The sequence below is a fragment of the Shivajiella indica genome, from assembly GCF_042683085.1.
Taxonomy (GTDB): domain Bacteria; phylum Bacteroidota; class Bacteroidia; order Cytophagales; family Cyclobacteriaceae; genus Shivajiella; species Shivajiella indica.
In genome coordinates this window covers 1-16,582 of record NZ_JBHUIV010000008.1, presented here as the reverse complement: position 1 = coordinate 16,582, position 16,582 = coordinate 1, and the positions used below count along the sequence as shown (strand labels likewise).

The following is a 16,582-nucleotide window of genomic DNA, read 5'->3' as shown; positions in this document are numbered from 1 at the left end:
TCAATTCAATAATTTTTTTTCTTCATCCAATTTGGAGAACCGGGATTCCTGACTGATAAATTCCGGTACCAGTTCTTTGAGGTGTGTTACCAATTGGTCTTCCTTACCATTTTCCAACAGGTTTTTGAAGCGGTTGAACATTTCCTCCACATAGCCATAATTTTTAGGGCTAACCTGGGCAATCTTGATTTTAGGATGATAGGTTTCTTTTACTTTTTCAAAATCATTCAACAGTTCCTCATACAATTTTTCTCCCGGCCTTAATCCAGAATAGGTGATTTCTATATCATGTCCCAACTTTTTCCCGCTCAAAAAAACCATCTTTTTGGCCAGATCCAGAATTTTCACTGGTTCACCCATATCAAACACGTAAATCTCCCCTCCATCCCCCATTGAACCAGCTTCTAATACCAATTGGCAGGCTTCAGGTATGGTCATAAAATACCTGGTAATTTCCGGATGGGTTATGGTCAAAGGACCTCCCCTTTTGATCTGCTTTTGAAAAAGAGGAATTACTGATCCATTGGATCCTAATACATTTCCAAAACGGGTAGTAATGAATTTGGTATGACTATTATCTCCTTGGAAATGATGGTGATAATCCAAAGACTGCACATAGATTTCCGCTGCCCTCTTACTGGCCCCCATCACATTGGTGGGGTTTACAGCCTTATCCGTGCTTACCATCACAAATTTTTCCACTCCAAAATAGGATGATAGATCAGCGAGTATTTTGGTTCCCATTACATTTACCCGAATGGCTTCTTCAGGGAATTCTTCCATCAAAGGAACATGTTTATAGGCTGCAGCATGGTAAACCAAATCAGGCTTATACTCAATAAAGATCTCCATCATCCGGTTTTTGTTACGGATATCAGCAACCAAGGCTCTTCTTGGTGTATTCTTATTGATGAGGGATAAATCCTGATCCAATTCGTACAAAGCAGATTCGGCCTGATCCAGCATCAAAAGATTTTTGGGTTTGCAGTGTATGAGTTGTCTGCAGAGTTCCGATCCTATGGAACCAGCGGCCCCAGTCACCAAAACAACCTTACCCTTAATGGACTCCTGCACATTTTCCTTTTCTAGATTGATTTCATCCCGGCTTAGCAGGTCTTCAATCCGTACTTCCCGGATATCCTGGGTTTTCAGACCAACCTCAAACCAGTCCTTGGCAGGAGGTATGATTTTACTGGGAAGCCCCAATTCCAAACAGGTATCTATAATCCTTCTCTTATTCGCTGAACTTAGACTATTGATGGCAATCACCACTTCCTCCACCCCTGATTTTTCTACAGCTTTCCTAAGTCCTTCTGTTCCATAATATATTTTTTTTCCTTCCAGCAATTTACCGGCCTTGATAGGATCATCATCAATGAAAGCAACCGGATTCCATTGGGCATTTGCATTGCTCTTAAGGGCCTGGTAAGTCAAAATTCCTGCTTCACCTGCACCATAAATCGCTACCTTCTTGGCAATTTCCTTATGTTTGGAATTACTCATGTAATAGTAGAATTCTTTTACTAAAAGCCGGTAACTGATCAACAGAGGAAAAGATAAAAGAGCTGCAATCAGACTAACTGATAAAGGAACAAAAAAGGTGGTCTCCTCGAAACCATAAATTAAATTGAGCTGTCGGACAACATATAAAAAGACATGGGCCAAACCCAACATTTTCATCATATTGACCAGGTCACCGGTGCTTGTATGCCTGACAATCCCGACATAAGAACGGGTAATCAACATCGAGATCAAAACAAAACCTGTGAAAACAAAAACACTGGGCAGGATTTGAAATCTGTCTATTTGGTCAAAGTTGAAATTGAAACGAACAAAATATGCGAAAAAAGTCGCATGAAATACAATCAGGGTGTCAATCAGCACTATCAACCACCTCGGAACAATTCTAAGATTTCTAAAAAACTCCATATTTCTTACACTAGGGCCAACCTTTATTAAAATTAAACACCAAATACAACTAGCCTAAACAGTTACCGAAAACTACCTTATTCTAAGAAAAAACGCAAATTAAATTCACGAATAATCATGCCAAATTTTTTAACATTATCATTTCATTAATTATTGACTCACCGGAAGTAATGGAGGTTGAAGTTTGTTCCCCACCCATTTGAATCCGTCCGGTACGTCCTGATGCACGATGCTTCCTGCACCAATAGTGCACCATGCCCCTACTTTTACCCCGGGAAGCACTATGGCGTTGGCACCTATAAGGCTACCTTCTCCAATGGTAATCCCTCCACATAATGTGGCCTGTGGTGCGATATGCACATAATCCCCGATGATACAGTCATGGTCAACAGATGCCCCTGTATTGATAATAACCTGATTACCCAAAACACAGTTGACTTTCACAATAGCCCCTTCCATCACCACACAGCCCTCTCCAAGGACTGCCCTTTTTGAAAATATAGCAGAGTCATGAATGATATTGGCAAAACGAACCTTGGATTTCAATTTCCTGGAAATCCTCATCCTGGTTTCATTATCCCCGATAGCTATAAAAAGATCGCTTTTGAACTGATAATTTTCCGGTATTTCCCCGATCACTGGATAGCCTAAAATTTCTTTAATATGTGGGTTGTCATCAAATACACCGTGTATCTTTTCAAAAGAATCAATGATATCAATAATTACCCTGCCATGCCCGGAAGCTCCATAAATATACATAACCAAACAATAAATGAAATCGTAAAATAAAGTTTTTATTAATAATCCTGAACCAAATAGGTAAAAAAATTATCAAAAAAACAAAATTTCACAAAGGAATTATTTGTAGGTTTTTTTGATTGAAAATAGCCATTTTGCCATTGAAAAACATTAAAATATATGTCATTTATGAAAGACTGTATTTTTTACGGGTCCGTCTTAATTAAAAAAAAATTTTCAAACTAATTTATTAGACTTAAAATAAGTCGATTTTCCAATGATTACCTGATCATGCTATACCATCGAATTGGATAAGTCTCCCGACTGGTTCAGGTCACTGCTGTCACTGCTGTCCTGCTTCTCCAGAAGCTGGACCCAATAATAATTTATGGAAGCTGCTTCAGGAGAAGCAGCGGAACTGACTGATACAATCAATTTTCAACTTCAACCTTTTGTGTAACCAAAAAGCGAAGCTTTTATCCGTGTCTATCTGTATTAATCTGTGGTTAATTGGAAAAAGCCTAGATGAAGAAGGAAGGTATGTTATTCATTATTAACATTAAAAAGCGGAGCTTTCTCTTTGTCATTTGATTCTCTGTGGTGATTCTGCCCTGCTGATGCTGTCCTGCTTCTCCAGAAGCAGGACCAGATAATAATTTAAGAATGCTGCTTCTGGAGAAGCAGCGGAACAGAACTAAAAAGCGGCTTCTGGAGAAGCGGCAGAACTAAGCTTATTGAGATGCATCTGAACTTAACATCCCTTCATCAGACATCCTACATCCAACCTTCCCAAACTCTCAGTCCCTCCGTCTCTTTGTCATTTCGCACATCCGTCTCCCAATCCCTCATTCTCTTCGTCACTTCATCTCTCAATCCCTCAATCCCTCATCACCCAACCAACACCGCCTCCCGGACCCGCTTCACCACCCTCTCCAAATCCTCCTCACCCAAATTCGACCCACTGGGCAGACAGAGTCCATTCTCAAAAAGTTCCTCAGCCACTTTTCCTCCAAAATAGGGTGCTTTGGCAAAAACGGGTTGCAAATGCATAGGTTTCCACAAGGGCCTGGACTCGATATTATCCTTCAAAAGATACTCACGGATATGTTCTCTCGTAATTCCTCGGGTCTGCTTGGAATCTACCAAAATGCAGGTCAGCCACCTATTGGAATAAAAACCCTCGGGTTCCTTTAAAAAAGAAATCCCGGACAGGTCCCCTAATGCTTCTTTATAATATTCAAAATTCTTTCTTCTCATTGCCACTCTTTCCGGCAAAACTTCCATTTGCCCACGTCCAATACCCGCTAGCACATTGCTCATCCTGTAATTGTAACCGATATGGGAATGCTGGTAATGTGGCGCCTCATCCCTTGCCTGGGTGGCCAGAAAACGGGCCTTTTTGATCATCCATTCCGTATCGGAAAGCAAAGCTCCTCCCCCAGAGGTAGTGATGATTTTATTTCCGTTGAAACTTAAGACGCCCATATCCCCAAAAGTCCCACAGGCTTTCCCTTTATAAGATGCTCCCAAGGCCTCCGCAGCATCCTCCACTACCGGGATTTCATGTTTTTTAGCCAAAGCCATGATCTCGTCCATCTTGGCTGGCATACCATATAGGTGGACGGGGATAATGGCAGAAGGCTTTTGCTTTTTACCTGACACCTTCCCGCTTTCGCAGGCCAAAATTGCCTCTTCCAGGGCTTTTGGACACATATTCCAGGTGTTTTCTTCTGAATCCACAAAAACCGGAACTGCTCCCAGATAGGCGATTGGGTTGGCAGAGGCAGAAAAAGTCATGCTCTGACAGATCACTAAATCCCCGGGTTGCACTCCCAAAATGACCAGAGCCAAATGGATAGCAGCAGTCCCTGAACTCAGGGCTGCAGCATGTTTGGATCCTGTGAAATCCTGCAGGTCCTTTTCAAAACCATCCACATGTGGTCCAAGTGGAGCGATCCAGTTGCTCGAAAAAGCATCCTGCACATTTCTCAGTTCATTTGAACCCATATGCGGGGAAGAAAGCCAGATTTTGGGGGATTGACTCATGATTTAAAACTTAGTATTAAGGTCAAAGGTAAAGGATTTTATAAAATGTAGCGTGAAGAATTTTGAATTAAGAATGATTGAACCATTAAGTTAAGGTCCCGATGTCCTGCTTCTCCGGAAGCTGGATTTACGTTGTCCTGCTTCTCCAGAAGCAGGACCCAATAATAATTTAAGAAAGCTGCTTCTGGAGAAGTAGCTGAACAGTAGCAGGTGAGTTTACCAATAGGTGGTCCTGCCTTATTCGGAAGACAGGATCTTCGGGACTCATTCAATAAATTGTCAATTTCAACCTTTTGTGTTACCAAAAAGCGAAGCTTTTATCCGTGTAATTCGAAAGCGCTTGTGCTTAAAATTCAAAAAAGTCTGAAAATAACAAAGCGGCAAATGATACTCAACCATCAATTTTTACCAATTTATTATTTCGTGAAATTTGTGTAATTCGTGGTCAACTTTCAAAAGCGCAGCTATCCAATTGTTCAAGTCTGTGACCTGCCTGAATGCTTTGGCAGGCAGGCTTGGACCCCATCATTGCAGTCTCCTTACTGCTTCCTAAAAATTCACATTACTTATCGTCGGCGATCCCATCCATTCTCTGATTCCACTCTCTGCGCCAACTCAGGAACCGGGCTGGCTGATTTAACCCAGGGTTCCGGTCGTTCCTCCCTCACCCTGGGCTACCAATAGGCAGTCCCTACAGGACTGATACAATCAATTTTCAACTTCAACCTTTTGTGTAACCAAAAAGCGAAGCTTTTATCCGTGTCTATCTGTATTAATCTGTGGTTAATTTTCAAAACCCTAGGTGAAGAAGGAAGGTATGTTATTCGTCATTAACTTTAAAATGCGGAGCTTTCTCTTTGCCATTTGATTCTCTGTGCTGATGCTGTCCTGCTTCTCCAGAAACATGATTCAGTAATAATTTCAGAAAGCTGCTTCTGGAGAAGCAGCGGAACAGAACTCCATTAATGTTTACCGAAAGCTGCTTCTGGAGAAGTAGCTGAACTTAAAAAACACCGAAATCCGACTTTTCCTCTATCTAAGTCTCTTCGTCCCTCAGTCACTTAGTCTCTCTGTCCCTTCGTCACTCAATCCCTCGATATTCTCCCTTCTTTTAAATATCTTTAACCTCTATAAATTCCATTAACAAATACCCTAACCCATCCTTATGAAAGGTTTTTTCGGCATTTTAAGCCCTGATGCAACTAATATCAACACTTTTGTCCAAGAGTTTAAAAAAAATATGGGCAGTATTTTGCCAAACCCCATCACCGAAAACGAAACCATTTTTCTGATTGACTTTAACACCCAAAGACCGGAAAACCTGGAATTACTTTTCCCAAACCTTTCTTTCGCAGGATGGGTCAGGCTGGACAATAGGAAAGAATTAATGCCAAAATTGGGTTTAACAGATTCCGCATCCGATGAGGCATGTATTTTGACTTCCTACATGAAATATAGGGAAAAATGCACTGAGCATTTCATAGGGGATTTTAGCTTTGTGATCTGGGACAAAGAAAAAAAACAAATTTTCTTAGCCAAAGACCAAGTAGGTGTCCGCCCACTTTTTTACATGCAGACTAACGGTGTCCTGATTTTTTCCAGCACAATTCCAATGATTAAAAAAGCCTTGCCGTTCAAACCGGTTTTAAATGAAGTTTATATTGCTAAAGAACTAAAGTACTTTACTCCAAAAGTTGAAGAAACTTTTTTTAGAGACATCCTACGACTTAAACCAGCCCATTATATTCTTACTGATAACCTGAAAGTTAATGAAATAAGATATTGGGAGATGACCCCCATCGAAATCCCTAAATTCAAAAGTAAAGAAGATTTCTACCAATTGGTCAGAACCTACTTTGAAGAAGCTGTCAAATGCCGGATTAGAGGAAAAAAGATAATTGGAAGCCAGCTGAGTGGAGGTATTGATTCCTCAGCAATTACTGTCTTAGCCTCTAGAATGGTAGATAAACACCAATTCCATACTTATGGATTTGCGCTGGACGAAAAAACGATTGAGTTTTCAAAAACCAAAATCGACGAGAAGGACCATCAATGGGAGGTAGTGAAATACGCAGGATTAATTCCAGAAAACCACCATTTGATTACAGCATTTCACTACAAAGATATTTTTGAAGAATTGGATACCAGAAATGAAGTAATGGGCGGAATTGAAAACGGTGACAGTTACTGGCAGGATAGCCTTTTTAAATACGCAGGAGAAAACCAAGGCACGGAAGTAATGTTCAGCGGATTCCCTGGGGATGAAGCAATTTCTAATGATGGATATTTTTATTTTTTCGACTACCTATCTGATAGAAACCTTTTTGGTATAATAAAGTATCTTTTTGATTTTAGATTTAGAGCACTTTTAAATATCCTAAATTATTTCAAATACAGGAAAAGTGGCTCAGTTTACCCAAATTATGCCTCTACGCTCGCCGATTGGGATTTATTGGAACCAAATTCAAAATTCCATAAAGAATTAAAAGAGGAGGCATTTGCTTTTTATCCTCACTTTCAAGAATTTATAAAAAATAACTTCTTGAGATACCATACCGCTCAAAGAACGGAATCTGAAGGCCTTTATGCGATTCGATACGGTATTGAAACTGTATATCCATTGGCAGATATTCGATTGATTCAATTGATTTATAGCCTGCCTAATCATCTTTTTAAACCCAAACCTTTTTCCAGAGCCCTCTTTAGAAACGTTTGTAAAGGAATTTTACCAGACAGTATTAGACTGAAATATAAGGCAGGTTATGCTTACACCCTTGCTTTTTGGGATTATTACAGCCAAACAAAAATCAATGCTCTAAAAGATTACCAAATAATAAACCATACAGGATTGATGATCGATGAAAATTCATTTTTTAGCCGGAATTTCTCCTATGGAGAAGAAAAAGAAGACAGGGTAGCCACCATGAAAGAAATAGATTACATCATCAACCTTAACTGGCCAGGGTAATGGAAATTAAAAGAATATTTCAGGAACTATCTTTCAGCGCTTACAAGCGGGCCATCCGTTTGCTTTGGGATGCCTCCACAGGGATGTTTATTTTACAGGTGATATTATATTTAATACAATCTGTCTTGCCATTAGGAATTTTATATGCTACCAAAAACCTTTTTGATATGCTTATTGAAGAAGGGACCACGTATCAAAATGTTCTTTTTTGGATGCTGATTTTATTGGGAATACAATTACTAACCACAGTAATAAGTCAATTCAATAGTTACATTACTGAACTTTTCCAGCAAAAACTGACTGATAAAACCGCGTCCATTATCATTGAAAAATCAATTGTTATTCCATTTGCTTATTTTGAAGACCATCGGTACCATGATTCCCTTCATCTGGCACAAAGTCAGGCAATGTACCGATTACCCTTTCTTCATCAGGTCATATTAAATACTTTCAGCAACCTCTTGGGTTTGTCACTGTTATTAGGTTATTTTTTTTCCTTGATTTCTGTATATGCTTGGATAATTTTACTGATTGCCATCCCATTAGCCAGTATCAAATGGTACAGTGGGTATATGCTTTATAAATTGGAGAGAAAAACAATCCCTGCCGAAAGGGAGTCCAGCTATTACCATACCATTTTAACTCAAGAATCATTTGCCCAGGAAATAAGAACGCTCAATTTCGGGGAAGCGCTGCTGAAAAGATTTAATGATATCAGAAGACTAATTTATCAAGAGAAAAAAAATCTACAAAGCAGACTCTTGGGATACTCAATCCTTGCTGAAATAGCAGAAGTAACAGTTCTATTTATTATCCTTATTGGGATTGCCAAACAGGCCTTTTTCGGGATTTTACAGATTTCCTTATTGGTAGTTTATATACAAGGAGTGCAGCGCATGCAATCCAACTTAAAAAATTTCCTGAATTCCCTGGTCCAGTTAATCCAGCAAAGGATTTTTTTAAATGATCTTTTCCGTTTTTTGGACATCCAGAATCCAATGGAAAATCCAAAAAACAAAGATTTGTTCCCAAAAGACGATTGCAGCATCACAGTAAATAACCTAAGTTTTGCCTATCCAAATATTAATAAGGTAGTATTATCTAACCTAAACATGAGTTTTCCTCAAGGAAAAGTGATAGGTATCGTCGGGGCAAATGGATCAGGAAAATCTACTTTTGTTAAGTTATTGGCCGGTTTATATTCCCCTGAAAATGGATCCATTTATATAGGTGACAAATTGCTCGAATCCATATCCCATAATTCTTTTAGAGAAAACTCCTTGATTCTATTCCAGGATTTTCAAAATTATTACTTCAGCATTGAAGATATAATCAGCTTGGGTAAGAAAGCAAAAGAAGATCATGACACTAAATTGAAAGAAGCGATAAATAAATCACAGTCAGCAGAATTTATTGACAGTTTGGAGGAAGGTATACATACCAAAATGGGAAGAATTTTTGAAGGAGGGAAAAACCTCAGCGGCGGACAGTGGCAAAAATTAGCCATTGCAAGAGCATTTTACAGGGATCCCAGGGTCATTATCTTGGATGAACCGACTTCCGCAATGGACGCCATCACGGAAACACAAGTTTTTAGAAATTTCAAAAATGAAGCAAAAGACAAAGTAATCATTTTGATAACCCACAGGCTATATAACCTAAAGGATGCAGACAACATTTATGTATTGGAAGAAGGGAAAATAGTTCAAGAAGGAAACTTCGAGGAATTGATCAAAAAAGAGGGTATTTTTCTTGAATTATACCAAAACCAGAGTTTTCAAAAGAGAATAGGAAATGAATGAACTTTTTAAAATGCGTCCTTTTCTATCTAAAATTTAACCGTCAAACATTTATTCCTTCCCAAATACATTTAAATAGAATTTTCGTCAAATTTTAAATCTGCAATTCCCCCAAATTGACTGAAAAATCTTTTCTTATCCTTGGGTTGCATTTTATATTAAATAAAATGTAAAAAAAATACACTTATTTGTTTAAGAATTTCATGTTTAAATAGTAATTTAGCATGGAAAAAATGGCAAATATGAATTATTATAAGGTTTATGGATTGATTTGTAAATCTGCCATAAAAATTGACTCTTTTCAGTCCGTTGCCCCCTCAAAAGTAATTAAAGAAGACTTTTCTGTTGAATTGGGGAAGGTAGTAAGGGAGTTCCCACAAAATGAAAAAACTGAGGGTTACAATATCTTCCTGGACAGGAATTTATATTTCTTACATATCCCTGATGTGGCAAAGTATTACATTGAAAACAATAATAAAGTAATCATTGAACCACTTACGGATAAATTTAATGATGTATTACTTCATTTCAGATCCAGTTGTTTAGCAGCCATTCTTGTCCAAAAGGGCAAAATTCCGTTTCACGTTTCGGGTGTAGCAGACGAATTAGGTAATTGTTGGCTTTTTGCAGGTGACCCTGGTGCAGGAAAATCCACTACTGCCCTGAAATTAAGTGAAAAAGGTTATAGGATATTTACAGATGATACTGCTTTGATTTACGTAGAGAATGGAACTTGTTTTGCAAGACCTTCTTTCCCCTTATTAAAAGTATGGCCCACCACTTTTAAACAGCAAAGACTTTTTGAAGGAAATCAAGCCTTTCAATATGCTTCAGATATCAATAAATTTGGGATTTATTTTCATAGTACATTCAATGATTTCCCCTTAAGAGTGAAAGGGATCACTTTTCTCAGTATTTCAGGTAAAGACATTTGGATTAAACAATTAAAGCCGGTAGAAAGTATTAAGTATCTGGTGGAAAACAATTACGCAGATTCTTATTTAGAAAAATTAAACATGCAGGCAGATTTATTCAAATTAGTAACAAGTATAGCCGGAACAACAAACTTTTGGTTAGCCAATAGACCTGACAAAAAATCATCCTTTGACTCTTTTGCTGAGCAGATCAAAAAAGAGATTCTCTTGAGCAACAATACCCAAACAAATAATCCAAGCTTGATGGCTTCCTGATATATGGAAAATAGTTTTTATAATATAAACGAGGATAAAGTCCTGTTTACCGAGTTAGGTGAAGAGGGGGTAATTTTTGACTTAGAATCGAGTGATTATTTGAATTTAAATGAGACCTATTGTACAGTATTTAAATTATTACAGGAGTCAAAAGGAATCCATGAAATCATTCAAATTCTTACCGAAACATACGAAGTTGACATAGATGTCTGTCAAAAAGATGTTGAAGATGTAATAAAAGAATTATTGGACAAAAAATTTATTTTCAAAATTGATCATTCGTAAAATAGATACTTTTATAAAGTTATCTAAAAGGCAAAAAATAATTTTTGCATGGATAATTATATTGTCAATTTACAGGAACATTTTGTTTTTATGCAGGTCACCAAAAGCCCATGCCCATTACTTTGACAAAATAAAAAAAATCGACCCGCGTCCTACCGATGAACAAAAACAGCTTGCCTTGGATATTAATAAGGCAATCAGGTTGGCGGTAAAATATATCCCATGGAAAAATGTATGCAGGCATCAGGCTTGGCAGGCTGTTTACTTATTGAATTATTATAATATACCTTATGAACATCAGGTGGGATTTAAAAAAGATGAATCCAATAAAACCCTTGGGCATTCATGGGTCATATCCTGTGGTTTTTTTATTACAGGTGAATGTGAAATTCAGGAATATAAGATTATACAAATGAGAAAAAATATTATAATTGCGGATAATTAGTAAAAAAAATATAATTAATTAGACTTTGAAAAAGAATTGGGCAAAACCAAGTTTAGAAAGGATTTTTATCAATGATGGTAGGGGGCCTGCTATGACAATTGAAGAGTTAATGTTTACCGGTATGGGAATGTGTATGGTTTCAAATAACTCAGGAACAATAGCAAATAGCTGTTGATTGAATTATAAACTATCTGCCATAATTCTATCCATTTGATAAAGAATAATTCCTGGAATTTTTTGCTTTTATTTCAATTACAATTCCTAAAGCAGGAATTTTATAATTTAACCTAAAGAAAAATTTTTAGGGATTTCGACCACTTATAAGTATAATAAAATCTGACTATCCTCAATTCTACACGTAGGAGAATTAAATTTGGTTTAAGTTCCCCTCGTACCGATAGCCATCGGCATCGGGGAACGGAATTTAGGTTTGGAAAATCGGGGGGAGGGAAGAAATGCGGCTTTGCCGCATTTCTTCCCTCCCCCCAGTATTTAATTCAAGTTCCGGTGGCCGAGTTTGCCGAGGCCCTCCAATTGATACGTGCATGATTCCGAAGAGTCAGATAATAAAAAGTGAAATTCCGTAAATAATATTTTAGAAACAAGAAAAAATCCTTTACTTGCATGTACTTATAATCCAAATTTATTTAGCATAATATGAAGAAGACTTGGAAAAAACCAAAATTAGAGAATATTTATATTAATAATGGAATGGGGCCTGCAATGACTGTTGAGACACTTACTGGCGCAGGAACGAATATGTGTATGGTCGACAATAATTCAGGCACAATTGTAAATAGCTGTTGATTAAATTTTATATTTTGTATTTAATCATAAACTTAATCCTGTCTTAAACAGTTTCATTTTCAAGATTAATTTATGTTTGATCCGGCATCTGGAGAATTAAATAAATTATTTTTTGATTTTGCTCAATATACAAATTATAGCTATAATTCCAGAAATAAAACGCTCATAGAAAATGATTATTTAAGACTAAGGGAAAAAGAAATTAGTCCAATTTATGTCCCTGAAAAAATCCAAGTAAAAAAATCTGACACCGAAGGCTTTGGGATTTATTCAAAAAGCAAGATTGAAAAAGATGAGATCATTGAAGAAAGTTTAGCAGTCAGGTTATTTCATAGGCCAGGACAGGTAAACAGAGACCCTCCATTAAGCTATAGAACATTTAGTGGAGCAGTTTGCACCTGCGAAATGTGCAAAAACTTTGGTGCACCGGTTTACTTTGGATTTGGGTATTTGAGCTTTTATAACCATTCCAATACCCCAAATGCTGTTGTTGTTACCCAATACGAAAGAAATGCCATTCAAATCAAAGCCTTGAGGGACATCCAACCCTATGAAGAAATTTTTCTTGAATATGCAGCAGGGTACTTGAGACACTGGGAAATCAATGATAAGCTCAATCAAGCCGTAATGGGCCAATTGTTAAAACAACAAAAAATACTTCCATCACACCAAAACCTTGTTGAATCCAAAAAAATCAAAAGCAGTTTCATGCAGGAAGATAAATTTATAGAAAAAATTGAGGAGATTCTGGAAAAGTATCCGGAGTTAAAGGGAAGTTCGATTTCTTTCGAAAATGACAATATCCGGATCTACAAAACCAAGGACAAGGAAGTAAATTTTGATTTACTTCCGGATAAATATATCGGAGCTTCTCAAAAAATTGAAATCCGCAAATCACCCGTACATGGATTTGGCGTATTTGCAGGAAAAAAAATCAATAAAGGAGAACTTATTGAAGAAGGAAAATTGCTCAGACTGGCTAATCGGCTGGCTATGATCAACGATCCCGTACTACTGGATTATATCATCCTGGACCCGGAAGATTACCATATTGAATACGGACCTGCGACTTACATGGGATTAGGGTATTTGAGTCTTTACAATCATTTTCAGGAACCCAATGCCAAAAGAGTGGTGGATTTTGAAAGGCTCACCATGACGGTGACTGCCATAAGGGATATTGAAGAAAATGAAGAAATATTCATTTCTTATGGGAAAAACTTCTTCAAATTCAGGCATCTTTACCTTGGCTTAAGTGAGGAAGTCAGGTTAAAAATCCATGAATTGGATCAAAATGAACTGAAAAATCTATAACCTATTGAATTACTTGGATTTGGTAAAAAAATCCAAGAAGGTTCTATAGGGTTTAATGATTCCATATATAAAAAATAGCCCTTTCGGCAACTTGACATTAACAATGTCCTGCTTTGAAGGTCGAAACCTGTCTTGTATCATTGACACAACAGACCTTACCTGATAAAGAAAATTATCCCGGAGAAGCAGTCGTTTTTGATGAAGTCCCAAATCAAATGGCGCATGGGGATTCATTGGATAGGCTAAAAGTATCCTGCCTAAAAATTTATCGGCCTTTTCAAGTGAAGCCATCTCCCGCATTCCTCCAAGTGAAAGGCCAAATAATTCCCAAATCAACCTATTGGCCATCAGAAAAGCATTTGACAAACGCATGTTTTGGAGTGTGTTAAGGATATATTCCCAATCCACTTGAACATGTGATTGAGAAGCTACTTGGGCAAGATCAATCATTTCCCTAAGAGAATGGAAAACATCTTCAATGCAATGATGCAGTAGGATAAAAATGAAATGGGAATTGGGGTCAAGTAAATCAACTTCTGCTTTCAAAATTTTTGCCTTTCCCTTTGTTCTGTAGAGCATTTCCTGAATGATTTGATAATCTACCAACCATAATTTTTCCACTATACTCCAGTGAAATTCTACAGAAAACTGGTGTTCCTCTCCAAGAAATTTCCCCATAATATAATCCTTATACCGGGATTGAAAATTATTCCCTAGATATTCCAGCACCTCTTTAAACTCACCCCTGTATCCCTGACCTATCATTAAAGTATCAATTCTTTTGAGATCTTCTGGCCTGATGATCAAATCAATGTCACTGGATTCTCTGGAAACAATATCACCAAAAAATTGCTTTGAAAAAGCTAATCCCTTGTAAGGAATAGTTCTAATTCCCTCTGCCTCCAAAGAAGTAACAATCCGTTCTAACTCCAATGCCTGTTTGAAGTTACGCTGTACTAAATGCAAACTGTCTTCTTTGATGTATTGCTGGGTGGTATCAGGAATATTAACAATCAAAAAAATCCTATAGACCAACATCCTGATCCGGTGCATATAGCAAATATCCAACACCTTATCCCAATTAATACTATTCTTATCGATAAAATCCTGCAGTTCTCCCTTTTCAGCTGTCTGAAAATGCACCCTACAGGCTAGTACCACTACGGCCATTTCCACTCCATACTTTTGTTGGATTTCTTCAATTGGAATCATGTAGGAAATTTAAAAATAAAGTTTATACAAACTTTATTTTTAACGATAATACAAACAAAGTTTCAAAATTCGAATGGGAAATTGAAATCTCCTTCAACAATAGAACTAAACTTTCCTTCTTTCTAGGATTCGCTATTAATAAATATTAACCCTAAAAAAACAAAAAGGGTGAGATTAACATATCTCTAATTAAAAGTTACCAATCAATCAGAAAGATTTTTTTAAAATACCAATTCAATTACATGGTCAAAGATTCCCAAAAGGGATAAGCCAAATAATAACAAAATCAAAAATAAAACAAATGCTAAAGCAATTCCTTTCCCTTTTAAAGCGGCTTTTGGATCAACAAGATTTACAAAACCAACCATAAAAAATAACCAAGACAATAAAAGTAAAACTATGGAACTTAATTTAAGCCAAACACCAACCTGAGAAAACCATGGAACTACAATTATAACTGGTAGAAGCAGTATAAGAAAAGCCGAAATTAATCCAAGTAGTATCCTCTTCATTCTTCCTTGTTTCTTTTCCTTTGAACTTGTTTCAATTACATAATCAATATTCATATTCAATACCCTCTGGTAAGGTATAACAAAACAATCTCCAGGAATATTTTTTAATTCAATCTTGCCATTGTCTTGCTTTTTAAAACGGCTGGTACCTGTCAGATATAATGTTTCCAAATTTCCATTTGAATCCAGACTATATTGGGTTAAAGTCCCGGTAAATAAGATGTTTTCGCCTTCTCCATAATCAACTAAAACATCCACCACTGTAGATGCTATTTTTCCTGTTTTGGACACTTTATACTTAAATTCATTTGTATACAGAATATCTCCTGTAAAATAGTAATACCATTTATTTGAGAACCTTAAGACTGCATATTGAAGATCAAGCTTTGTTTTCCGGATAAATTGATGAGAAAAATGCCCCAAAAACCCTCCCAACACAACTGATCCGATGAGATATAATGAAGCAAAAGTAAATAGTTGATTTCCCCCATTTGGCAAGTCATTTTTAGAAATACTTAAAAATGCGTTTTTTATGACTTCACTGAAACTATAGAATTTATCCCCGGTTGAATGAAGTAAAATATGGATGGTAATAACCTGAATAATAGCTCCCCAAAAAACACTGGTGATAAGTCTGTCTGCATACAATCCTGACTGAAACTGTTTATTAAAGTGGCCCTGAAAGTAAAACCTCTTGAAAAAAACTCCTGGAATGATCAAAAAAACAATGTAGACAAGTGTAAAAAAAGTAATATTGAAATCCATCTAAAAAATGTCAATGATTTAATGTTAATGTCATTTCTTTTTTGGTTGACAATTTAATTTTCACTTCAGCCGCCTCTTTGGATTTAAGGGTATTAATTGCTTCAAGATACTTTTTCCTATCTTCAGGATTAGCCATTATTTCTTTAACCTCAGGACTCATTACATCCGTATTGGAGACAAGATATGAGTTAAAAACTTTTACTAGTTCTTTCAATATGGATTTTATGAGACTCATAGCTTCATTAAAAATTATATTTAATAATAATATATTTCATTAAATTATACAATTATTAAGTAGAATTTGTTTCCAAATCAACATATTCTTCAACCACGTTGTTTAACACTGATCAACTTTCTCAACATGCGCAAAATCAACAGCAGGGGCATGGAACAGGCAAACAAACATGTCCTAATAGCGGCTCTAACTTATAACCTTAAAACCTGCCTGCCGGCCTTTAGATTTACAAAATATAAATATTCTAATAAAGCTATTATTACTATCAACATTGAGGGGGGTCTGGGGGGAGACTTATAACTTGTTGATAACGGTGGATAAGTTAATTTTAAGGCCA

At 36.7% G+C, this 16,582-nt stretch carries 13 protein-coding genes; 6 read left to right on the top strand and 7 right to left on the bottom strand.

Translation table 11 applies throughout. From position 1 onward, the window contains the following. From ACFSKV_RS03280 to ACFSKV_RS03265, 4 genes are all read right to left on the bottom strand, one after another. Entirely contained in the window at positions 1 to 1,929 is a 1,929-nt protein-coding gene (locus ACFSKV_RS03280) for a polysaccharide biosynthesis protein (protein WP_380800356.1), read from the bottom strand. Positions 1,930 to 2,079: 150 nt separating this feature from the next. Next, a complete protein-coding gene (locus tag ACFSKV_RS03275) occupies positions 2,080 to 2,688 on the bottom strand; it encodes an acetyltransferase (RefSeq protein ID WP_380800354.1) in 609 nt (202 codons plus the stop codon). A 273-nt stretch (positions 2,689 to 2,961) separates the two neighbouring features. Continuing rightward, on the bottom strand, positions 2,962 to 3,102 hold the full coding sequence (locus ACFSKV_RS03270) for a hypothetical protein (protein WP_380800352.1): 141 nt from the start codon (positions 3,100 to 3,102) through the stop codon (positions 2,962 to 2,964). Between the two features lie 453 nt (positions 3,103 to 3,555). Further along, entirely contained in the window at positions 3,556 to 4,713 is a 1,158-nt protein-coding gene (locus tag ACFSKV_RS03265) for a DegT/DnrJ/EryC1/StrS family aminotransferase (protein WP_380800350.1), read from the bottom strand. A 1,165-nt stretch (positions 4,714 to 5,878) separates the two neighbouring features. Between ACFSKV_RS03265 and ACFSKV_RS03260 the strand changes: the two genes are divergently transcribed. The 6 genes from ACFSKV_RS03260 (at position 5,879) to ACFSKV_RS03235 (ending at position 13,521) form a co-directional block, all read left to right on the top strand. Beyond that, entirely contained in the window at positions 5,879 to 7,681 is a 1,803-nt protein-coding gene (locus tag ACFSKV_RS03260; protein ID WP_380800348.1) for an asparagine synthetase B family protein, read from the top strand. Further along, positions 7,681 to 9,483 carry an ABC transporter ATP-binding protein gene (locus ACFSKV_RS03255; RefSeq protein ID WP_380800346.1) on the top strand — a complete coding sequence of 601 codons (1,803 nt, stop codon included), beginning with the start codon at positions 7,681 to 7,683 and terminating at the stop codon, positions 9,481 to 9,483. The genes ACFSKV_RS03260 and ACFSKV_RS03255 overlap by 1 nt, the downstream gene beginning before the upstream one ends. Before the next feature lie 239 nt (positions 9,484 to 9,722). Continuing rightward, the gene (locus ACFSKV_RS03250) at positions 9,723 to 10,670 is read left to right on the top strand and encodes a phosphoenolpyruvate carboxykinase (ATP) (protein ID WP_380800345.1); all 948 of its coding nucleotides are present in this window, start codon (positions 9,723 to 9,725) and stop codon (positions 10,668 to 10,670) included. A gap of 3 nt (positions 10,671 to 10,673) precedes the next feature. Beyond that, entirely contained in the window at positions 10,674 to 10,955 is a 282-nt protein-coding gene (locus ACFSKV_RS03245; RefSeq protein ID WP_380800344.1) for a PqqD family protein, read from the top strand. Further along, on the top strand, positions 10,942 to 11,400 hold the full coding sequence (locus ACFSKV_RS03240) for a lasso peptide biosynthesis B2 protein (protein WP_380800342.1): 459 nt from the start codon (positions 10,942 to 10,944) through the stop codon (positions 11,398 to 11,400). Before ACFSKV_RS03245 ends, ACFSKV_RS03240 begins: the two co-directional genes overlap by 14 nt. Before the next feature lie 879 nt (positions 11,401 to 12,279). Then, positions 12,280 to 13,521: an SET domain-containing protein-lysine N-methyltransferase gene (locus ACFSKV_RS03235; RefSeq protein WP_380800340.1), complete on the top strand. Its 1,242-nt coding sequence runs from the start codon at positions 12,280 to 12,282 to the stop codon at positions 13,519 to 13,521. Between the two features lie 9 nt (positions 13,522 to 13,530). Here ACFSKV_RS03235 and ACFSKV_RS03230 read toward each other — a convergent pair whose 3' ends face one another. The 3 genes from ACFSKV_RS03230 to ACFSKV_RS03220 form a co-directional block, all read right to left on the bottom strand. Then, positions 13,531 to 14,733, bottom strand: a complete 1,203-nt coding sequence (locus ACFSKV_RS03230) for a nucleotidyltransferase domain-containing protein (protein WP_380800338.1) — start codon at positions 14,731 to 14,733, stop codon at positions 13,531 to 13,533. Between the two features lie 221 nt (positions 14,734 to 14,954). Beyond that, positions 14,955 to 16,010: a hypothetical protein gene (locus ACFSKV_RS03225; protein ID WP_380800336.1), complete on the bottom strand. Its 1,056-nt coding sequence runs from the start codon at positions 16,008 to 16,010 to the stop codon at positions 14,955 to 14,957. A 10-nt stretch (positions 16,011 to 16,020) separates the two neighbouring features. Further along, complete coding sequence (locus ACFSKV_RS03220) at positions 16,021 to 16,224, bottom strand: hypothetical protein (protein ID WP_380800334.1); 204 nt, start codon at positions 16,222 to 16,224, stop codon at positions 16,021 to 16,023. Between the last annotated feature and the right edge of the window lie 358 nt (positions 16,225 to 16,582).